Annotated in this window: 19 protein-coding genes and 1 pseudogene; 1 reads left to right on the top strand and 19 read right to left on the bottom strand. The window is 50.6% G+C overall.

From position 1 onward, the window contains the following. Positions 1-13 precede the first annotated feature (13 nt). The gene (locus DFR60_RS05465; RefSeq protein WP_002604655.1) at positions 14-517 is read right to left on the bottom strand and encodes a GreA/GreB family elongation factor; all 504 of its coding nucleotides are present in this window, start codon (positions 515-517) and stop codon (positions 14-16) included. A gap of 244 nt (positions 518-761) precedes the next feature. Between DFR60_RS05465 and DFR60_RS05460 the strand changes: the two genes are divergently transcribed. Continuing rightward, positions 762-1,757 carry a GGDEF domain-containing protein gene (locus tag DFR60_RS05460; RefSeq protein ID WP_110321973.1) on the top strand — a complete coding sequence of 332 codons (996 nt, stop codon included), beginning with the start codon at positions 762-764 and terminating at the stop codon, positions 1,755-1,757. 130 nt (positions 1,758-1,887) lie between these two features. On the opposite strand, the gene DFR60_RS05455 is transcribed toward DFR60_RS05460, so the two are convergent. From DFR60_RS05455 to DFR60_RS05370, 18 genes and pseudogenes are all read right to left on the bottom strand, one after another. Then, positions 1,888-3,165 carry a 4Fe-4S dicluster domain-containing protein gene (locus DFR60_RS05455; protein WP_110321972.1) on the bottom strand — a complete coding sequence of 426 codons (1,278 nt, stop codon included), beginning with the start codon at positions 3,163-3,165 and terminating at the stop codon, positions 1,888-1,890. 31 nt (positions 3,166-3,196) lie between these two features. Continuing rightward, complete coding sequence (locus DFR60_RS05450; protein ID WP_110321971.1) at positions 3,197-4,300, bottom strand: DUF362 domain-containing protein; 1,104 nt, start codon at positions 4,298-4,300, stop codon at positions 3,197-3,199. 123 nt (positions 4,301-4,423) lie between these two features. Further along, positions 4,424-4,915, bottom strand: coding sequence for a hypothetical protein (locus DFR60_RS05445; RefSeq protein ID WP_110321970.1), 492 nt, complete (start codon positions 4,913-4,915; stop codon positions 4,424-4,426). Positions 4,916-5,043: 128 nt separating this feature from the next. Continuing rightward, positions 5,044-6,474, bottom strand: coding sequence for a dGTP triphosphohydrolase (gene dgt, locus DFR60_RS05440; RefSeq protein WP_110321969.1), 1,431 nt, complete (start codon positions 6,472-6,474; stop codon positions 5,044-5,046). 88 nt (positions 6,475-6,562) lie between these two features. Beyond that, entirely contained in the window at positions 6,563-7,336 is a 774-nt protein-coding gene (locus tag DFR60_RS05435) for a hypothetical protein (protein ID WP_110321968.1), read from the bottom strand. A 265-nt stretch (positions 7,337-7,601) separates the two neighbouring features. Then, on the bottom strand, positions 7,602-8,870 hold the full coding sequence (locus DFR60_RS05430; RefSeq protein ID WP_110321967.1) for a sensor histidine kinase: 1,269 nt from the start codon (positions 8,868-8,870) through the stop codon (positions 7,602-7,604). Then, on the bottom strand, positions 8,870-9,583 hold the full coding sequence (locus DFR60_RS05425; protein ID WP_110321966.1) for a LytR/AlgR family response regulator transcription factor: 714 nt from the start codon (positions 9,581-9,583) through the stop codon (positions 8,870-8,872). The genes DFR60_RS05430 and DFR60_RS05425 overlap by 1 nt, the downstream gene beginning before the upstream one ends. Positions 9,584-10,282: 699 nt before the next feature. After that, positions 10,283-10,675 (bottom strand): 30S ribosomal protein S9, encoded by a 393-nt coding sequence (rpsI, locus tag DFR60_RS05420; RefSeq protein ID WP_055653562.1) that lies wholly within the window; start codon positions 10,673-10,675, stop codon positions 10,283-10,285. A 27-nt stretch (positions 10,676-10,702) separates the two neighbouring features. After that, positions 10,703-11,137, bottom strand: coding sequence for a 50S ribosomal protein L13 (gene rplM / locus DFR60_RS05415; RefSeq protein ID WP_002604666.1), 435 nt, complete (start codon positions 11,135-11,137; stop codon positions 10,703-10,705). A 204-nt stretch (positions 11,138-11,341) separates the two neighbouring features. Next, entirely contained in the window at positions 11,342-13,339 is a 1,998-nt protein-coding gene (locus DFR60_RS05410) for a KUP/HAK/KT family potassium transporter (RefSeq protein ID WP_110321965.1), read from the bottom strand. A 504-nt stretch (positions 13,340-13,843) separates the two neighbouring features. Beyond that, positions 13,844-14,578 (bottom strand): annotated as a pseudogene (gene truA / locus DFR60_RS05405) (tRNA pseudouridine(38-40) synthase TruA); the annotation flags it as partial. 17 nt (positions 14,579-14,595) lie between these two features. Further along, on the bottom strand, positions 14,596-15,396 hold the full coding sequence (locus DFR60_RS05400) for an energy-coupling factor transporter transmembrane component T family protein (RefSeq protein ID WP_110321963.1): 801 nt from the start codon (positions 15,394-15,396) through the stop codon (positions 14,596-14,598). Beyond that, entirely contained in the window at positions 15,390-16,289 is a 900-nt protein-coding gene (locus DFR60_RS05395) for an energy-coupling factor transporter ATPase (protein WP_110321962.1), read from the bottom strand. The genes DFR60_RS05400 and DFR60_RS05395 overlap by 7 nt, the downstream gene beginning before the upstream one ends. After that, entirely contained in the window at positions 16,279-17,184 is a 906-nt protein-coding gene (locus DFR60_RS05390) for an energy-coupling factor transporter ATPase (protein WP_002604671.1), read from the bottom strand. The genes DFR60_RS05395 and DFR60_RS05390 overlap by 11 nt, the downstream gene beginning before the upstream one ends. Positions 17,185-17,372: 188 nt before the next feature. Continuing rightward, positions 17,373-18,392 (bottom strand): N-acetylmuramoyl-L-alanine amidase family protein, encoded by a 1,020-nt coding sequence (locus DFR60_RS05385; protein WP_167437509.1) that lies wholly within the window; start codon positions 18,390-18,392, stop codon positions 17,373-17,375. Positions 18,393-18,419: 27 nt separating this feature from the next. Further along, positions 18,420-19,652, bottom strand: a complete 1,233-nt coding sequence (locus DFR60_RS05380) for a cell wall-binding repeat-containing protein (RefSeq protein ID WP_110321960.1) — start codon at positions 19,650-19,652, stop codon at positions 18,420-18,422. Positions 19,653-19,838: 186 nt separating this feature from the next. Next, positions 19,839-20,906 carry a 5'-3' exonuclease gene (locus DFR60_RS05375; RefSeq protein WP_110321959.1) on the bottom strand — a complete coding sequence of 356 codons (1,068 nt, stop codon included), beginning with the start codon at positions 20,904-20,906 and terminating at the stop codon, positions 19,839-19,841. 252 nt (positions 20,907-21,158) lie between these two features. Further along, positions 21,159-21,653: a macro domain-containing protein gene (locus DFR60_RS05370; protein ID WP_110321958.1), complete on the bottom strand. Its 495-nt coding sequence runs from the start codon at positions 21,651-21,653 to the stop codon at positions 21,159-21,161. Between the last annotated feature and the right edge of the window lie 192 nt (positions 21,654-21,845).

The following is a 21,845-nucleotide window of genomic DNA, read 5'->3' as shown; positions in this document are numbered from 1 at the left end:
GCCTCCCGCGGCTTTAATAGCTTCTCAGCTTGTCACTCCCGTCGTCCGTCGTATTCTCCAGACGTTTCACCACCACGTAGTATCCCGCCTTCTCGTTAATCCTCACATAGACCCGGTCTCCCACCCTGTGCCCCATAATGGCGCTGCCCAGAGGTGATTCCGAGCTGATCAGACCCTTCATGGAATTTCCCCTCACCGTGGTCACCAGCTTATACGTCTCCACTTCGTCGTCATCCTCAAAATATAAATCCACCGTATTGTAAAGGCCGATCTCATCTTCCCGTGATTCATCGGACACGATCTGCGCCGTCTTGATCATTCTCTCCAAATACCGGATCCGGCTTTCATTCTGGTTCTTATCCTTCTTGGCCGCGTGGTACTCAAAATTCTCGCTTAAATCTCCGTGGGCCCGCGCTTCCTTGACCGCTTCCAGCGCTTCCTTCCGAACCACCAGCTTCCTGTGATTTATCTCTTCCTGCATTTTCTGAATATCATTCTTTGTCAGCTTATCATACATAATTCTGCATTCCTTTCTGTCATTCTGCCATCTTACGAGTATATCATATTGCCGGAAGCATTTCCATCTGCAACGCGCCTTCCCGTTATCATTTATTCTACCTTCTTTCCTGCAAAACAGCAAGCCGCATCTCCCATGGCGCATGCACTTTGTGCCTCTTTTCATGCATTCCATGCTATATTTCTTGACTTGCAGAAGGGTTCTGTGTATCATTAAGGCAGAGTGACAGGGGGCATAACAACATATGAAGCGGGATTTGGAAGCCTTGAAAGAGGAGAACGAAATTTTAAGCAAACTGGCCAGCCACGACTGGCTGACCGGCATCTATAACCGAGGTGCTACAGAAACAAAAATCAACCAGCTGCTGGCCGAAAAAAAGACCGGTGTCCTTTTCGTGCTTGACGTGGACCAGTTCAAGCAGATCAATGACCGATACGGCCATATTACAGGAGATTCGGTGATCCAGGAGGTCGTCCGGATCCTGAGTCTCATGACCTTTAAAAATGATATACTGGGCCGTGTGGGCGGAGATGAATTCGTCATCTACATGCCGCTTGCCCAGGACCAGAGTTTTGTAGATGAGCGGTGCCGCCAGATACGGACCCGCCTTTTAGGAATCCAGATGACCAGCCCGCTTATCAACGGTATTTCCGTCACTGTATGCGGAAGCTTCTATCAGCCCGGTGATGATTATAAAAATCTGTTTGACCGCGCCGATCAGCTGCTTCTGGCAGAAAAACGGAAGAAGAATAAGAAACCGGCTCTGACCGCCGCCGAGGAACGCCGTTCCACCGCAAAAAAAGGTATCGACATCGATATGGCATTAATCCGTTCCGAATTATCGGAACAGGAGCTGACCTCCGGCGCTTACTGCCAGGACTATGAAACCTTTAAAAGCATATACCGTTTTGTAGAACGCCGGCTGCGCCGAAGCGGTGAAAGCGCCTACATTATTCTTTTTACTTTGACCGACAAAAATGGAGATTTCCCCAAGCTTCAAACGCGGGAGCTGCAGATGGATACCTTAAAGTCCGTCACCCAGCATTCCCTTCGCCTCGGCGATGTCTTCACCCAGTACAGCAGCTGTCAGTACCTCGTCATGGTTTCGGATGTGGATAATCAGAACGCGGAACTGATCGCCAATAGAATCTCTGAAACCTTTTACGCAGAGACTGCTGAGATTCAGGACAAGCTGCTGCTGCATCACTGCTATCCGTTAAAACCGGCGGGAACCATTTAAATAACCAGTAAGATAAAAACTCCGGAAAAGGAACTGCAGCCCTTTTCCGGAGTTTTTATCTTACTGGTTGGATATTGGATTATGCTTTTTATTATTTCCTTCTGTGTCTCCTTCCCCATCTTCCCTCCCATTACTTCTTATGATGGGAAAGCAGCTTGTCCAGATACACAGATTTCAGCTGTTTGCTCGCCAGCGCCTGTTTGACCGGAGGCAGCTCCAGAATAGATGCAAACACAGCCGCCATCGCCCGGTGATTGGCAAATGCCTGGTTATCGAAAATCAGATTCTGCAAAGTCCCCTTTTCAATCGCCTGAAGAACAAACCGATGAGTGCTGTTAACCGGCGTGATAATCTGCTCCGGGCGTCTCTTCAGTTCGATGGCCTTCACCGCACAGTTTCTCGCGCAGACGCCGCAGCCCAGACAGATTTCCTTGTTCACCACTGCCTTTTTCTTTCCGTTCTCCCCATCTTCCATGGAAATGGCCAGAACCGGACAGACCTTGGCGCACTTACCGCATCCCACACAGTTCTCCAGGGATATTTCCGGTATATAATTCGTCGTAGCCACCGGCTGCATCGGACTGAAATGCCTTGCCGCCTGCAGCGCCTCACAGCAGCAGCCGCAGCAGTTGCAGATGAATGCCGGATGTTCCCGTACATTTTCCCCGATCTGTACCAGATTGCTGGCGTAAGAGCGTTCCAGGGCATCCAGCGCCTCCGCCTTGGATGTTAACCGCGCATAGTCGCCATGCTGCGCCAGGGAACGCGCCACATTGTCAAACGTAAGGCAGACATCCCAGGGTGCATTGATCTCACACGGATGGCCCGCGTGGAACATCTTGTGACGGCAGTAACAAAGTCCCAGACCAATGTACTCTGCTTCCTCCACGATATGGGTGGCACGCTCGTAATCCAGGATATGATTCGTCTTGTCATTGGTCAGCACCGGCTCCTGTACATACACCCGGCCCAGCTTTGTCTCCGTGGCAAAGAACAGGTCCTTGATAAAATCTTCCTCCACGTTCATATACTGGTAGTAAAGTTCCCCCAGATAGTGCTGGTCGATATCTCCTCTCGTCCTCATCAACGCAAATTCAATGAATCCAGCCATTGGCGGCGGCATCACAAACTTGCGGATTCCATTGTGGTAAGAGTCCACCAGAAGTGCCTTCTCGCATAAATGGTCCAGCAGCCGCTCCGCTTTAAACTCTGATGTCTGCCAGATCTTCGCCGCCTTCTTCACCGTAAACGGGCGCACAGGCAGGAGTGCCACCCATTTGGCCTCTTTCTCCGTGTACAGCACTTCCAGTATTTTATAAAGGGTCTCCGAAGTAGGCGCGCCCTGTGTAAACCAATTGATACGGTCGCTTAAGTTCCGGTATGCGTCCCGCGTTGTCAAATGTCCCATTCTTGTTTCCTTCTTTCTGCTCTGCTTGTTATTACTGTTCTGAAACCCAATGTTCCTCCAGAAACTTCACCATATCCACCGCCTTCGGAGGACACCCGCCGAGAGAGTGCTCGTACAGCTCCGTACACCGTCCGATCCCCGTATTTCCTGTTTTTCCCCTGCATCCCTGGCCGATCGAGACAGGACCAGCCCCTTTCGAGAGCAGCCCCCGGTCATTCAGCCGGTCCAGCGCATAGATCAAGGATCCATAACAGGCACTGCACGCATCCTCCGGTTCCACATATCCAGCCAGCCTTTTCACCCGTCCGGTCATGGTAAATTTCGCTGTTCCCGCTGCATCTTCGTTCAGGAAGACGACATTGGCGCTCCCTGTATCGCTGCTTCCGACTCCCAGTCTCTCTGCCAGCCCAATATACGGCACCTCCTCCGTCTCGTACCCCATACTGCCGCAGACCCAGGCATCGCACAGCACCGGATCCAGAAATCCCAGAATCCGGTTCATCACCACCGGATTCCCGCCTTCCTCGAAATCTAAATCCCCGCAAATGTTATCCACCAGAATAAAATTATTTCTCGCTATCGTATTCAGATGCGCGATCGGTTTATGTAAACCCAAAGTATGGAACCGTCTTTTCTCCGAATTGGGAATCACTCCTTTAAGATTCTTTAATGCGCACGTGACCGCAGTCTGGCAATGGCCCTTCAGCACCGGCATGTTAATCATGAAATCCACTTCCGCCGCCGCATCGCAAAGGCTGATCTTCATTCCCGCTGCGTCATACTCCGTAAAAGAATCCCGCTGTAAATCAACCAGAGGCACACCATACCTTTCAGATACCCGGTCGTATCCTGCCGCCCGGAATGCCGCCTTCGTGCTGTCCCCCACCCAGGAACCTTCCATAATGGAAATCCGTCCAAATCCATGTTCCTGCAAATACTCTATGGTCCCCTCCAGCAGCTCCCTGTGCGTGGTGGCCCCGCTCTCCGGCGCCTTCGCCACCGCCAGATTCGGCTTTAAACCGATCTTTTTATCCTTACTTCCAATCATTCCCGCCAGATCCGCCCACTCCAGAAGTTTCTTCGTCATCGCCCGGTATTCTGTACCGTGAATGATACCGATATCGTTCTTCTCCATCTTCCGCCTCCTTCCGGATCATGTACCGCTAATAGAAATATTAACATATTTTAGAAAATAATACCAGAAAAGAGGGCGAAACAGTGATTATCCAATTCCAATAATCGCGTCTCGCCCTCTCCATCACATGAAGGGCTTCTCTAAAATACTCTTAACCGTTCCGTCCTCCACCTCCAGGAAAAACGGCATCCCCGGCCTCGAATTGCGATACGTCTTCAGATAGCTACGAAACAGTTCCCGGCTGGTGGTGCTGATCAGAAGGTCTTCATATAGATCCGCATCTACAAAGTCACGTCCCCAGTCAATAAATGTATAATTGGTCTCCGTCGTCAAATGCAGCGTCTCCGTCGTCTCATCCGGATTATAAATATAGTATCCATCCGGCATATCCCCCTCGGTCAGATCCAGTTCCCTCATCCGTTCCGTGTCTTCATCCGTAATGTATTCGGCAATATCCACCTCGATCGTATCCGTTCCCAGACTAATCACATATGCGCAGTACGATTTCACTTCTGACTCTGACTCGGTTTCTGCTTCTGCTTTCTCCGCACTCCCACAGGCCGTGATCCCCACGGTCAGAGCCGCCACAATCCACAACAAAACTGTTTTTCTCATTGGATATCCCCCTTCCGGTCCCTTCTTTACCCTCATTATACATCACGATACCGGTTGGGGCACCTTACATCTTTCTTACTTCTGCATTACCTTTTCAATCGCCTATAGCTTTAAATCCCGCATCCGCCTCAGGAAAACAACTCCCGATACAGCCGTCTGGCATAATTATCCGTCATCCCGCTGATATAATCCGTTACCATCAGAATTCTGAGATACAGTCTCTCCTCTTCGCTCTTTCCCACCGCCTGTGCATGGTACATGGATTTATAAAAATCCGACACCGTATCCATAATCCGCCGTTCAATAAATGTCATTGCCTCGCCGGTATCATATTTGACTGCCGCCGGCATAAACTGGCCCATCAGGGAATCGATGACTCTGCGCCCGAACAGCTCCGCCTTTATTTTCACAGGGCTTGTATAGACCACCTCCTCGCAGAGCCTGGAGATGGCCTCCACCAGGCACCCGGACGGCGTCCCCGACAGCAGATCGCCCTCAAAGGCGCCGTTCATTATCGCATCATAATTTTTCTCAAACGAACTGGCCGCGTCCCCGATCATCATCTCCTGTACGTACCGGTTCCAGCGCTGGACGGCCGCCAGCTCCGGCTTCGGGTTTCTGACCACAGCGCCTCCCATCTTCCGGTCACCGTGTGCAATTTCCTCTTCATACATCTGCTTCAGAAGAAGAACTGCCTCCGTCATCTCCTCTCTTCCTTCTCCGCTTATGCCGTCTCCGGGCACATACTCCTCCAGCACAGCGGCAATCTGGGAAAATGTCAGAATCTTCTTTACCATTGCATCCTCCAGATCCGAGGTCCGGTAAGCGATATCGTCCGCCGCTTCCAGGAGATAGGACAGCGGATGGCGCGCCCCGGCCGTCCCGACAGCCTCCTCGACTGCCAGAAAGAGCGGCCGCTCCGCCACATAATATCCGAACTTTCCGTATTGGCTGCTCCCGCTGCCATTCTTCATGGCAAAAGAGGAGACCGGGTACTTGATAATGGACGCCAGCACACGGTACGTCAGATTGAACCCCTGCTGCCTCCCGAGATGAGGTGTTTTGGAAAGAAGCCGCAGCGACTGGGCATTGCCCTCAAAACAGTAAAGGTCCGTCACCATCTCACGCTCCAGCACCTCCGTGACGCTGCGTCCGCCCAGCTCCATGTCCTTCAAATAACGCTGAAACCACTCCCGGACCGCATATTCTCCAAAATGACCGAAGGGCGGATTTCCAATGTCATGCACCAATCCCGCACACAGAAGCGTATCTGAAAATTCTGTTTCCGGGTTTTCTTCAAACCAGGCGTCTGTCCGCCTCTCCTTCAGCCGCCGGAATGTCAGCTCTCCCAGCCTTTTCCCGATGGCAGATACCTCCAGAGAGTGCGTAAGACGCGTTCTGACATAATCGTCCGCCTCCAGCGGAAATACCTGTGCCTTGTCCTGAAGCCGCCGAAACAGCGTACTCCTGATAATCGTATCATAATCATTCCGGCCAGACTCTTCCCTGTCTCCCGAATGATAAAAACGTTCCTTTGAAAGCAATTTCTCCCACTCCATACGGTTCCTTTCCGATGCTCCATCCATCTCCTGCGTTTTAGGAAAAAATAGATTTTAGCACAGTCCGGTCCATAATTCAAGCGGTATTTTAATCAAAAATCCCTTCCACCCACTGCTCGATCCGGCTGCCGAAGTCCTCTCCCCACTGGTCCATCTTCTTTTCATACTCCTTTTCCAGTTCATCGATACGCACTTTCACCTCATCAGAAAATTCCCCTGTTCCGAAATTCCCCATAAACGCCTCAATAAATGGATCTGTGATCTTCATAATCCATCTGTTATTTTCCCGGCATACCGTCACCTCCACATCGGTCGTCACACTTCCTTCCGCCTCATCGAGAAATGGAAGGACTCCGCCTCTGTCGTAATCAGACTCCGCGATCTCTTCAAACAGCTCTTTCATCCCGGTTCCCCTGCCGCCCGCCATTTTCTCCAGAATATGAACCGTATAATATCCCATGACGTTGGACATATCCGTATTCGTAATGCGCAAGGTAATAGCAGACTGGCCGCCCTCTGTCGTCTCCCCAAGGATCTCCCATGTCAGATTCTCCACCATTTTCTCCGCAAACGCCTGATTAGACCGCTCTTTCGCCCCCTGCAGGATCCCCGGCTGCTGCAGCTCGTTGAACACCCGGTATCTCCTCTCCACCGGTATCCCCAGCCAGTTTCTGTCGGTGCTGACATAATTATCCGTGCAGGCATTAAACGTCCTTAAATCCAGTGCCTGTAAAGCCTCCATGGCCGACTTAACCGCCGCTTCCGGCGTCTCTGCATTGGCAGTACTCCTCTTCCCGCCGCAGGCTGCCAGGCAGACACATACCACTGCTGCCATTACAAGCCTCATTTTCAGTCCCTTCATTTGCCCTCTCTCCTTTCCGTGAAACGTCAGATTCACTGATCCAGCCGCTTTCTCTGATCCAGCCGCTTCTCTGATTCAGCCGCTTCTCTGATTCGTCCCCCTAATTATAGGAATCTTCGCCTCACAGAACAATAACCAGAGCACAAACAGACGGTGCGGCAGCAAAAAGAGGCGCCTTCCGGCACCTCCTTCTATTTTTCCCCTCAACAGGTAACCAGTACTGCGTATCATAAACTTCAGAATACTGACTCCGCCAATAACCCCTTTACTCTGTAGCCGGAATCATCGCAGAAAAGCAAAACCAACCGTCCTCACATCTCAGCGCAGAGGTTCCGCCGCTGCGTTCAATCACGCCATTCACATTGAGCAGCCCGATTCCATGATTGCCCCCATCCATTTTCGTGGTAACAATTCTTTTTCCGTCGATGACGACAGGCACCGCCACAGGATTTCTGACCGAAAGGATCAGCTCCCCCTCCTCCAGTACCATCTTAAACCTGATCACCCGGTTCTCTTTCAGCTTTTCGCAGGCCTCCACGGCATTGTCCAGCAGATTGACAAGCAGCGTGACTAAGTCCTCCTCACGCATCGTCAGCCCGGACAGATCGTTGACAGACAGAAGCATCGTAATATTTCTTTCCAACGCGCTCTGATACTTCTGATTTAGCACCACATTGACAACCGCATGGTTCGTGTTTACAAAATCCGCGTTTTTTCGCAGATTTCCGTTCAGCGTTTCCACGTAACGGAGCGCCTCCTCCCTGCGGTCCTCCAGAAGAAGGCCCTGGATGCAGGTCAACTGGTTCTTATAGTCGTGCAGGTCACGCCTCTGCCGTTCATAATTCCTCTGCATATTCTGGTACATCTCCATCTGGTTCTGTGTGCGTTCCTGGAGCAGTCTCATCTCCTGCACCTGGGCATCCTTCTCCAGAATATTTCCAATAAAATACAGGGCAATCACATTGAGAACGCCAAAACCGGCCACTGCCACCAACCGCTCCGTATCCCCGCTTCCCATCATCATACTGATTGCCATGATCACGATCATACTGAATATGGGAAAATACCCAAACCTGGCCCACTGCGCCCCAGTAAGGCCGCTGATCTTCTTCCGGTACCGAAAATGAAACACCAGCAGCAGACACAGCAGAACACTGTAGGACACCTCTTCCTCGATCATCTCAAGTCCCCGGTACCCCGGCGGCAGTGCGTATACGGCCGACACGACAATGGCCATCACGATCCACATGGCCGTGCAGAACAGCACGGAGAGAATCAAACTCTGCACCGCCTTCATCTGAAAGTAAATCCACGAGACCAGCCACAGGATGGCGATCACTCTCACCGGCTGCAGGATATAGGGCGGAATTTCCGTAAATGCAATCACCAGAAATCCCAGCGAAAACGCCGGAACCGCCGTATACCTCACCCATGCTTTGCGCCAGACCCGCACCGGCACGATCGTTTCATAATAAATGCTGCAGCCAGTCCCCAGCATCAGGCACAACAGGATATTTCGCATCACAATCCCCATTACAGCGCTCCTTTGTATACTGCATACTCTTCTTTCACCGCCTGGAACCGGAGCCGCGGAATGGGCAGCCGTTCCCCGCTGTCAAGCTCAGCCTCATAATTGCTGATCCGCCTCACATGCTTCATATTTACCAGATAGCTCTTATGGATTCGCAGAAAACCGTATTCCTTCAGCCGCCCTTCGATCTCATCCAGCTTCAAATAGACCTGGTAGCCTGCCGGCTCCGCCCCCTGATAACAGAAGATGGACTTATGCTTCCGGCTCTCCACGTAGAGAATCCGATCCGTAAACAGCCTCACATGCCCCTCCACACAGGAAAATTCCACCTGTTCCAGCCGTTTTCTCTTGAGAACCGCATCCATACACTCCGGAAGAGCCGCCTCCAGGGTGTCCTTCATGATAAACCGTACCGCATCCACCTTATATCCCTCCGGCGCATAATGAATAAATGCGGTCACAAACACAATCTCCGTCTCCGAATGATGGGACCTCATCCAGGCGGCCGTCTCGATCCCGTCCACACGGCTCATATTGATGTCCATGAACACAACGTCATATTTCACGGCGTTTTCCGGCAGGCTCAATAACTCTTCTCCGGACAGAAATATGGAAAACGTGTACGTTAGCCCACGCTTCTCTAAGTATTTCGTGAGGAGCGACCGGATGGTTTCCCGGTAATATTTTTCATCATCACAAATGGCAATCTGAAGCATAAGACCTCCCGCACTTTATCGCTGTATCAAAAAATCCCACAGACGAAACCGCCTGCGGGATTTGAATGAACTCGTAATTTGTCTGATTATCTCTTTGAGAACTTCAAACCCACAAAATAGGCTATTGAATTTAATATCATGTTATGTTATAAAGATAGAAAAGGAACAACCGCCCACAAGGGGTTGACCCATAAGTTTAGTTAAAGAACCTCCCTTACTCGCCAAAGTACAAGGGCGGTTTTGCTATGTAGAACTACTTACAAAACGAAAAAATGAATGTAAGTAATGCCAAAAGGAACAGACCAAAAGTCATTATATCCTTAAAATCAAAATGATTTTTCATAAGCATCACACCCATTCTATAAGAATAGGAGTCAACTCACCCTGCAACACGATTGTCTTTGCGTCCATTTTATCATAGGGAGTATCTCAATACAATCTATAAATTGTATTGAGATACTCCCTATTCTTTTTGCCCAGACACCAAAATGCCACTAATCAAATATGTTTCTGACAAACCTTTATTGACGCTTGTTGATCTACCACCATATAAGTCTTATCTCAAATACCCATTTTTTGTCTGTTACGAACATGTTTTCAAAACTTTTTAGGCTTTCACATAATTGCTTTAAACATAGAGAAACCCTTGAAAACACTGAGTTTTCAAGGGTTCTGTTAATTTTCTTATAATATTTCTTATTATCTCTTGGAGAACTGTGGAGCACGACGAGCTGCCTTTAAGCCGTACTTCTTTCTTTCTTTCATTCTCGGGTCTCTTGTTAAGAAACCAGCTTTCTTGAGGATCGGACGGTAATCAGCGTCTGCCTGAAGAAGAGCTCTGGAGATACCGTGTCTTACAGCACCTGCCTGTCCTGTAAAACCACCACCATGAACGTTAACCAGTACGTCAAACTTATCGTTGGTCTCTGTAGCAACTAACGGCTGACGAACAACAACTTTTAATGTTTCAAGACCGAAGTACTCATCGATGTCTCTCTTATTAACTGTGATCTTACCTGTACCCGGTACTAAATATACTCTGGCAATAGATTTTTTTCTTCTGCCTGTTCCATAAAATTTTGCATTAGCCATGATAACTTCCTCCTTTCAGTACCTTAATTAAAATTTGATTTCTAAAACTTCTGGTTTCTGAGCCGCATTATCATGTTCCGGTCCAGCGTAAACGTGAAGTTTTGTCATCATGCTTCTTCCTAAAGGTCCTTTCGGAAGCATACCCTTAACTGCTAATTCCATAACCTTCTCCGGCTTCTTAGCCATCATTTCTCTTAAGGTTGTTTCCTTCATTCCGCCTACATAATCAGAGTGATTGTAGTAAATCTTCTGGTCTAACTTCTTTCCAGATACGTTCACCTTATCTGCATTTACGATAATTACATAATCGCCGCAATCCATATGTGGTGTGAAGATCGGTTTATTCTTTCCTCTTAATACTTTAGCCACTTCTGAAGCCAAGCGTCCTAATGTATGTCCTGTAGCGTCAACTACGTACCATTTTCTCTCAATTGTTGCTGGACTAGCCATAAAAGTTTTCATTGGTTAACCTCCTGTTAAATTGCTGTTATTATTAAAACTATATCGTAAAACGCTCACTCCGGGGCATTGGCATAAGCATTTTCGTCTAACGTCACAGTTATACATTATATTACATTCAGCCGGGTGTGTCAACCTCTTTTTCCCATAAAATCAAGGTTTTTTCGATGTTTTTTACAAAATATTGTTTTTCATATTCCCCGTCTGTCATACCCTCGTGAGATGACTTACCGGCTTCATCTGGATAAAGAGCGGAACATACTCGATGATCAGGGAGGAATTCTCCAGTCCGTACCACCGGTCCGGTGTGCCTGCGAAATGGCGGATTGCGTATTTCAGCGATATCGCCGCCCGTTTAAAGGGGCCGATATCGCTTTCCGGAACCAGAAGCTTTCGGATCATACAGAACTTAAAGGTCCCCACGACGCCCGGCTCATAGATGGAGTACCGGCGCTTCTGAGACGGCAGCTCCCCGCTCTTCACCATCTCGTCCACGATCTGCCTCAAGTAGACATTCACCCGCTGATTTTCCCGAAAGCCCAGCTTAAGCTGCACACGGAACATGTAATTCGTCCCCATGCTGTCCACGCTGTATTCCCGGGTATAGGGCTCATCCGTGACGGTAATGCCCACAAACCAGTATGCATTGGCACGCTTTGGCTTCTTGTCAAAGATGGAATACAGAATGTCTCTGTCCAGCTTGTTTTTGTCACTGTCCTTTGTGATGAAGACCAGATTGTCGGCCAACAGCTCCTGGGAACTGTCATTTTTTAATTTTTCCAGCTGGGGCAGATACTTCCGCAGGGGCAGGAGCACCGCCTGGGAAGACTCAATGCCGGTCCCCTCATGCCATACGACCATGATCCCAAACAGAATCAAAGCCATAAAGAGCGCCACGTATCCCCCATGGCTGAACTTACTTAAGCTGGATATGAAAAAGCTTCCCTCCAGACCGCCGAAGAAGACCAGGAAAAGGAAAGGCACCACAGCCAGTTTCTTCACCTTTCGCAGATAGAGAAAGAGCAGCACGGTTGTCATCAGCATGGTCAGCGTAATCGCCAGACCGTAAGCTGCTTCCATATGGGCGCTGGTCTGAAACAGAAGAACCACTCCGGTACAGGCAACCCACAGCACCTGATTCACCAGCGGAATATAAATCTGCCCTTTTTGCTGGGATGGGTATGTGATCTGCATATGAGGCATTAAATCCAGCCGGCTCGCCTCCGATACCAGCGTAAAGGAACCGGATATAAGCGCCTGGGACGCGATAATTGCAGCGGCCGCGCCGAGGAACACGGCAAAGGGCCGGATTCCTTCCGGCAGCATCTGAAAAAATGGATTCATATCCGGTATCTCCGCCAGCGCCGCATTAGATTTACAGGCCATCAGCCAGGCCCCCTGCCCGAGATAATTGATAATCAGGCAGATCTTAACGAAAGGCCAGCTCAGGAAAATATTATTCTTTCCCACGTGCCCCATATCCGAGTACAGCGCCTCCGCGCCGGTTGTCGCCAGAAACACGCTGCCTAAGATCATAATCCCGGCATCATTGGCCGGACTGGTCAGGATCTTCACCGCGTAGACCGGATTAAAGGCTTTCAGTACCGCCACATTCCCGCCTATGTTCCCCAGCCCCGCCGCGGCCAGAAACAGAAACCAGACTGCCATAACAGGGCCAAAGGCCCTTCCGATGGAACTGGTGCCCGCTCTCTGAACCAGGAACAGCAGCGCAATAATTGTTATCGTTATAAAAATGATCTTATTCTGCCCGTCTCCCAGCAGCTCCCCCATGGAAGAGATGCTTCTAAGCCCCTCGATCGCCGTCGTCACCGTCACTGCCGGTGTCATCACGCCATCCGCCAGCAGGGCCGCTCCGCCAATCATGGCCGGAAAGATGAGCCATTTTCCAAAATGCTTTACCAGACTGTACAGGGAGAAAATGCCGCCCTCACCGTGGTTATCCGCCTGCATGGCCACCACCACATATTTCATCGTTGTCAGCAGGGTGATGGTCCAGATGACCAGGGAGAGCGCGCCTAAGATCAGTTCGTCGCTGACTCCTCCCAATCCCCCGTTGCCGGCCACGATTGACTTCATTACGTACATGGGAGACGTCCCGATATCTCCGTACACCACACCCATCGTGATCAATACAGCACCGGCGCTCGTCGGTATCTCATGTGTCTTTGTTCTGTCCGCCGTCATATCAAAACCTCTTTTTCGGCAGCGCCCTTATCTCCCTGCGCATTCAAAGGCCCGCCGCAGTATATTCATTTGCACGAAAAAAGACGGCTGTATCACAACCGTCCCGGCATTCCTGCCATGGAGATTTTAGCAAGTATATCAAAAACCTCCGCCGTATACAAGTAACAATTCCGTTAAAAATCAGGTCTCCTCCCCGCTCTTTCCCCAGACTCGCGCGTCGTGGGTCACATACCATCCGCCCTTCTCGTCTGAAGGCCAAAACACGTAATAGCCGTATGCCTTGCCCGCTTCGATCCGCCCGGCGGCTTCCTGATCGTTTACATAAACCGTTTCCGCTCCGTTCCTGACAGCCTGGTGCACCACCCGGAACAGAAGGCGTTCAAACTCCTCCGGGACGCACCGCTCTATGGTGAGAAATGACTGCTTCTCTTTTACCGTCTTCGTCTGATCCAGAGAATATTTCCACTCCTTATTTTCAGCCGCTATGACAGGGCGAAGCTCCGTCTCTTCCTCCAGGCTGATCAGCGTCAGTCCTCTGGCCACCGCGGTAGGGCCTGCTGCCGCGCGGTTTCTTGCATCCAGAATCTCCTCCACATGCTCCGGCGGATAGACTCCCAGCCCCACCTTCATAAGCGTCCCCGCGATGATGCGGACCATATTATAGAGGAACCCGCTTCCACTGACCCGTATCGTAATCATATCGCCCGTCTTCACGACGTCCAGGCTGTAAATGGTACGCACCATGTCCTCTGCCTGGGTCCTCGGTGCGCAGAAGCTGGTAAAATCGTGTTCTCCCACCAGATACGCCGCCGCCTGCTTCATCTTCTCTGCGTCGAGGGGGAAATAGCAGAAATAGGCATACAGCCGCAGCGTCGGAATCTCGATCTTCCGGTTCAGGATTCTGTATTCGTACGTCTTTACGCAGTTGCATTTTCTGGGATGCCACGTTAAGGGAACCTCCTCCGACGCAAGGACCCGGATGTCCTCCGGCAGTCTCTGGTTGAGTGCAAAACAGACCTTATCCGCCGGCATCCGGCTCTCCGTGTCGAACACTGCCACATTACCATCGGAGTGGACGCCGGAATCCGTCCGGCTGGCCCCGATTACCGCCACCTTCTCGTGAAACAGCGCGGTCAGCGCCTCGTTTAAGACTTCTTCTATGGTCCGCCCATTATTCTGTATCTGCCATCCGCAGTAATTTGTGCCGTCGTAGGCCACTATCAGCTTAATCCGTTTCATCTTCTCTAAAAACCGCCTTATATCAGGATTCTTAACACAACTATCACAGCCAGGTAAAAGACGTAAACCAGATACGTCACACCATCCCGCTTTGCATAGTGAAGCGGCTTCATCTTCGTTCTTCCCTCGCCGCCGCGGTAGCATCTCGCCTCCATGGCCATAGCCAGATCCGTAGCCCGCCGGAACGCGGAGATAAACAGAGGCACAAGGAGCGGAATCATGTTCTTGGCTCTCTGAATGATATTACCGCTTTCAAAATCAGCGCCTCTCGCCATCTGCGCCTTCATGATCTTATCCGTCTCCTCTACCAGAATCGGAATAAAACGAAGTGCGATGGACATCATCATGGATACCTCATGTACCGGCAGTCCTATCTTTTTTAAGAATCCAAGACTCTTTTCCAGTCCGTCTGTCAGCTCATTGGGCGTGGTCGTCAGCGTCATAACCGATGATCCCACCACCAGATAGATCAGCCTGACTCCCATGAATCCGGCCGTCATTAAGCCCTCCTTCGTCACCTTTAAAAACCACAGCTTAAAGACCACTTCACCCGGGGTCAGAAATAAGTTAAAGCTGACACTGATTAAGAGCAGGAAGATGATGGCCTTAAGTCCCCGCACCATGAACTTAAACGGAACGTGACTCAGTCTGATCGCCATGGCCAGAAAAAGCGTAGCCACCAGATAAGCCCCGATGCTGTCTGCGACAAACAGGGAAATAATAAATACCATGGTTCCGAACAGCTTTGTCCTCGGGTCCATCCGGTGAAGTACGGAATCCACCGGATAATACTGCCCCAGTGTAATATCTCTTAACATAATGTCTCCTGTCCGCGGCTTCCGTCACCGCAGGCCGCCTGTCCTTCCTTTTTTAACAGCGCAAGGATCTCGTCTCTCGCTTCCTCCACCGTCGTAATATTATTGTCAATGGGAACTCCATGATCCCGCAGCGTATGCACCACATAGGTGATCTGCGGGGCGGCCAGACCGATGGCCTCCAGTTCCTTGTAATGCTTAAATACTTCCTTCGGCGTGTCGTCGAACACCTTCTCCCCGTGGTTCATAACGAGAATCCGGTCCACGTATTTTGCGATGTCCTCCATGCTGTGGGACACCAGGATTATCGTCATCTTTTTCTCATGATGAAGACGTTCAATCTGATCCAGGATCTCATCGCGTCCCCTCGGATCCAGTCCCGCCGTAGGCTCGTCCAGAATCAGCACCTCCGGCTCCATAGCCAGCACACCGGCAATGGCCACCCGGCGTTTCTGGCCGCCCGACAGCTCAAAGGGCGACTGCTTATAAAAGCTCTCATCGAGTCCTACCATCGTAAGCGCTTCCCTTGCCCGACTCTGCGTCTCCTCCTTCGACAGTCCCTGGTTCTTCGGCCCGAAGCAGACATCAGTAAACACATCGATCTCAAACAGCTGGTGCTCCGGATACTGAAATACCAGCCCCACACGGCTTCGCAGCGCCCGCATGTCATAGCCGTCGTCATATATATTCTTTCCATTATAATAGATCGCACCGTCCGTTGCCTTAATCAGCCCGTTTAAATGCTGGATCAGCGTGGACTTACCGGAACCGGTATGGCCGATCAGTCCGATAAACTGGCCATCCTGGATCTCCAGATTCACATCCTTAAGCGCCTGCTGTTCAAACGCGGTGCCCTGTCCGTAAACGTAATTTAAATGTTCTATCTTAATTGCCATTGCATCCTCCATCTCCCAGAGTCACTCTGTCCGGATAACGCTCCGCAAATATGGGAAGCAGATATTTCATCAGCTCCTCCAGCGTCAGAATCCCATCCGGTAAATCCACGCCGTTCTTCTGAAGCTCATAAGCCAGCTCCGTCACCTGCGGCACATCCAGGCGGTAAGACTTGAGTTCTTCCACCCGGGAAAATATCTCCCTGGGCGTTCCGTCCATCACCACCCGTCCATCGTCCATGACGATAACCCGGTCAGCATGAATGACTTCTTCCATATAATGAGTGATGAGCACCACGGTAATCCCTTCCTGGCGGTTTAACTCATGAACGGTCTTCACCACTTCCCGACGTCCGTTGGGATCCAGCATGGCGGTAGGCTCGTCCAGAACGATGCACTGGGGTCTCATGGCCATGACACCTGCGATGGCCACCCGCTGCTTCTGGCCACCAGAAAGCTTGTTGGGCGACTTCATGCGGTATGCCGTCATGCCCACCGCTTCCAGACTCTCGTCAACCCGTTTCCAGATCTCGTCGGTCGGAATCCCCATATTCTCCGGTCCGAATCCCACGTCCTCCTCGACGATATTACCAATAATCTGGTTATCGGGATTCTGGAATACCATCCCCGTTTTCTTTCGAACCTCCCACAGATTCTCCTCTTTGGAAGTATCCAGCCCCTGGATCCACACCGTCCCATCCGTCGGAAGCAGGATCGCGTCCAGCTGCTTGGCAAAGGTGGACTTTCCGGATCCGTTGTGGCCTAAGACCGCCACAAACTCGCCCTCCTTAATCTCGATGCTGACGTCGTCGATGGCACGGTTTACTTCTTCTATATTCTCTTCTTCATCTCTTCTGATATAATCGAAAATCAGCTTTGATGTCTTTATAATTCCCATGGCTTACCTTTCTGCGATAAACGCGGACAATGTCACGTCATATACTGTCTTTATATGTCACATAATTTTAGATGAAATTTGCTTAACAGTCAAGCCGGATTTCATAATAAGCCCGATTCTTCTTTGTCAGACAGGAAAAAAGAAAGACATGGCGCCTTTCACCATGTCTTTCCTGAATTACGAATTCCTTACGGCACCCACTGTCCGGATGCATCTACCCGGTACGTACCGTCGATTACCGTATCCGCAGCCATGCTGCCGTCTTCATACAGGTAATACCATTTCCCAGGCTCTGCCTGAAGCCAGCCCGTAGCCATGTCGCCGCCTGTGTTGAAATAGTACCATTTGCCGCCGATCTGCTGCCATCCGGTCACCATCTCTGCGTTATCATTCATATAATACCATTTGCTGTTCAGATTCTGCCATCCGGTCAGTGCGTAGCTGTCCTGATTGAAATAGTACCACTTGCCGCTTATCATCTTCCAGCAGTTCGCCGCATAATTTCCGTTCTCATCACGGTACCGTTTACCGGTCTGCGTATTGGACCACCGGCCCGATGTGTCTCCCAGCTCCTGAACCACAGAATCATTAGAAACGGTAAATTCACCGTCTTTTAGATACTTCTCCTCGGAGCTGTCCTTCGCAATGGCTCTTACCTCATAGTAATAGCTGTAGCCATCCTGTAAATACTCCAGTAAATCGATGGAGGTGGAACCGGTGGTCAGCGTCTTGATCCACTGATCTTCCCGGTAAAGGCGAAGCTGATACTTCGAAGCGTGATCAACCTTTTTCCAGGAAGCCTTCGTCTTCGCAGCATCACTCCATCCGGCAGATTCCGGTGCTCCGAGCTGTGCAACCGGTACGTAGGTAGCCTTGATGGTCGTCTCGCCGTCCAAAGCCTTGGCGGAAACCAGTTCGCCGCCGTACACGCTGCAGCTGCTCTTCACATAGTCTCCGGAGATTGTGAAGGTAGCAGTCACCTTCTTTCCAGGGACCCATTCCTCAGGAGTCTTGCTCCACTCCGGCGATACTTCATCGTAATTGACCGTGACCTTCGGTACCTTGACATCTTCCGTCCATTCGCTTCTTGTATCATTATCAAATCGAATCTTAACACTTTTCGCCGCCATGGACGTCATGGCGGTGCCGAGCGTCAACACCGCTCCCAGAAGTATCAGCCATCTGCCCTTTCCCTTTATTCCTCGCATTCGTGTCATCTTCCTTTCCTGATGATTTTACTTATGCCACACGCCGTTGCCGTCAACCGGGAAACCATCGATGGTGGTATTCACCGCCTTGGAGCCTTCACCTGGATAGAAGTAGTACCAGCTGCCGTCAACCTGGCGCCACCCCTCAAGCATCGCGCCGGAAGCATCTGTGCAGTACCACTTATTGTTGTAGGCGATCCAGCCTGTAAGCATCGCGCCTTCTACACCTGTAGTCGTGGAAGGATTTAAATAATACCACTTGTTGTTCGATACGACCCAGCCAGTTACCATGGCTCCCTGGTCGTTCATATAGTACCATAAATTATTTCTCTGCTGCCATCCAGTGAGCATCGCACCGTTGGAATCAAATAAATACCATTTCTCATTGATCTTGGCCCAGTTGTTCTTCTGGTAAGTTCCATCCGGATACTTGAAATACCAGTTATTGCCGTCCTTAATCCAGCCAACCTGACCGGTGGTTCCAGGCGTTCCGCTTTCCTGTCCCGAACCGTCAGACACCTTCTCCTCCGGCAGATAAACCTCGTCAGATTCTGTCCAGTCGCTCTTCTTTCCGTACTTCTTCTCACTCTCGGTATATGGAACCGTACGTACCTTAAAGGAATACGTACCGGCCTTCGTCATGTAGGGATAGAAGTTATAGGATGTGGCCTTAAGCCCCTCAACCTTCTTCACAACCGTACTTCCGCGGTATAAATAGACGTCATAGGCGTCAGACGCGTTGTCAACCTTACTCCAGCGGGCGCCGCCGTATCCGGAATCCTTCCAGTAGGCATCATCCGGGGAGCTGTACGTACCCTTGATCGGTTTGAACTTAAATGTCACGTATAAGGTGTCGCTGCCGGAACGGCTGGCCGACACATAGGTTCCGCCCTTCACCGTCACGTTGCTGGACTGATAGCCGCCTTTAAATGCGTACTCATCAGAATCGGTGGCATGCAGCTCCACTTTCATCTTAGGCTCATATCCGATCGTCATCTCTTTCGACTCAGAGGTAATCCACTCTACGCCGCTGACCTCGTATCTGCTGTTGTTCGTATACACATAGTTACCCTTGGAATTTTCCTTAAGTTCAAAGGCCGTCTCCTCCGGAAGACTCTCTCCGGATTCCAATTCCTCAAGCCCCGCATAGATCGTCACTGATGATATCGTCTTCGACGCAGCAAATGACTGAAATGGTATACTCACGCCCAGCACACTCACAATTGCGGTCAAAGCCAATAGTTTCCCAAACCGTTTCATAAAAATACCTCCCACTCTTTATAATCAATCCTCATTTTCCTTTTTCCTACTATTATTATAGCCCCTGGGGTAATTCACCGTCAACTTAAGATATTCTTTCTTTATTCTTGCGTTTGAGGAAAATTGAGTAATTAATTTGCAAGAATGTCAATTTTTACCAGAAATTCTTGCCGGCTCTGAGATGGCTCAGCCGAATACAGAGGTTTCTTTGATATCCAGTTTCTTACACCATTTGCGGAGAACCTTCTCTTTGTACTGTTCCACGGAAAAATCAGCCAGTTCCAGATCCAGCGGAATATCCGTCTTAATGGTAGCCAGACGCTTCGACAGCATGGCCGCGGCTTCGCCGCACAGTTCGCCGTCCTCCCCGGTCTTCGTCAGCGCTTTGTAGGGAGTTCTGGAGATCCCCAGCTTCTCCTTCCAGAAATCCTGGAGCTCCTTTAGCTGCTTTTTGTCCGTCTCTGCGTCGTGGATCGCCTCATACATGGCCTCCACGGTTCCATACTCAGCCAGGAGAGGAGGCACCGCGCTGCTCACGCCCTTTACTCCCGGAATATTATCCGAGGTGTCTCCCTGAATTCCTTTTAGATCGGTGATCTGCTCCGGCCACACGCCTTCCTCAGCAAACACATGCTCCGCGGTAAACTCAAACGTCTTCTCCGGAAGGTTGACGTCTTTTTTCGTCAGGCCGTAAGGGCCGTAGTATTTTTCGTACAGTTCATCTGCTTTCTCCTGCTTTGCCTGCACCATCCAGGCCCGAACGTTGTATTCGTCATTGACCAGCTGCAGGTAATCGTGGTCCTTCGTCATAACAACCACAGGCAGCTGACTGCGGAACTTCATGACCAGGGATCCCGCGTAATCGTCAGCCTCGTAGTCGTCGCTGTAGAGCACCTTGAATCCGGCTTCCTGAAGGATTGACTCGATCAGGACAAACTGCTGCTTCAGAGGCTCGGGAGTCGCCCCCCTCGTCCCCTTATATTCCGCATACAGTTCCCGCCGGAATGTGTCCCTCGTCTTGTCAAACACAAAGGCGATATATCCGGGTTCCTGTTTCCTGATGAGAGACGCAACGGTCTTCAGCATGCCGAAGATCGCATTGGTGTATGTTCCGTCCGCGGCGTGCAGGATCTTTCCGTAGTGCTTCTGCTTTTCCTCTTCGGTTTTGGCGAACATGATTTCCCGCGGAAGCACGGCATAATAACAGGTGGACAGCATGGAAGAACCATCCACGATCACAAATTTATTTTTCATCCAATATCCTTTCTGATGCTGTAGATTTCCCTGGGTGGTGGAGTGGGGAACAGGGGAGTTATTTTTTACCAGGGGCCGGGCAGAAGGGGCGTTTTGACAGCTGTAGCGGGCCGTATGGCGGGGGGGGGAGGCGGGGCAGGCATAAAGTATGCCTGCGGGGCGGAGGCGCCTTCTGTGGCCGGTATATGGTGGTTTATAGTGGTTTAGGTGGTTTATGGGGAGTATGTATCGATATTTTTATTTTCCGTATTTTTATTTTCCGTCGTATTTCCAGATCTGTACTTCTCCTGGGTAATCTTCAAATACACGCTTGATGATGGATTCTACAATCTGCCAGTCGCCGCCCGCAAAGCCGCAGCCAATTCCCTGCGGGAATGCGGCTGTCTCGTTTCTGCCGCGTACCGTCAGAAACTCGCGGATCTCTTCCATGGCTTTTTCTAAAGCCTCGTAATCAGTGTAGACTCCGCCTTTTCCATAGTCGTCCTGACCGTAGAGGTTCGCAATCAGGAACCAGCGGCCGTCTTTTTCTACCGGCTGGGCTGATACCCGCCCCAACAGCGCCGACGTCTTGCCCCGCGCTTCTTCTGTCCACTGCTTTGTCAGAATTTTATAGGACTTTTCTACCTCCGGAAATAACTTCTTTACCTGGCCCGCCATTCCACGCCCAAACGCACCCTGGCAGTTTACCTGGTGGCAGATGATGTCCGCCCCGGAGTTGAATATGTCGCCTTCGTAGTATTTTATCATTGTAACCGCCCTCTTTCTTTTTTCAATTGCTCTTTGTCGTTCTTTTGTATCATAACATATTTGGAGGGATGGGGGAATATGTTGGGGGGAGAAAATGTGTTTGGAATGGGGAGGGACGACTCGCTTGCGCATCGTTGGGGGATTTTTTAGACTTTCTCAGCCGGGACCCCGCAGTGCACACCTCACTTCCGC

The sequence above is a fragment of the Hungatella effluvii genome (assembly GCF_003201875.1).
Classification (GTDB): Bacteria; Bacillota; Clostridia; order Lachnospirales; family Lachnospiraceae; genus Hungatella; species Hungatella effluvii.
This window is presented reverse-complemented; position numbering and strand designations above follow the sequence as displayed.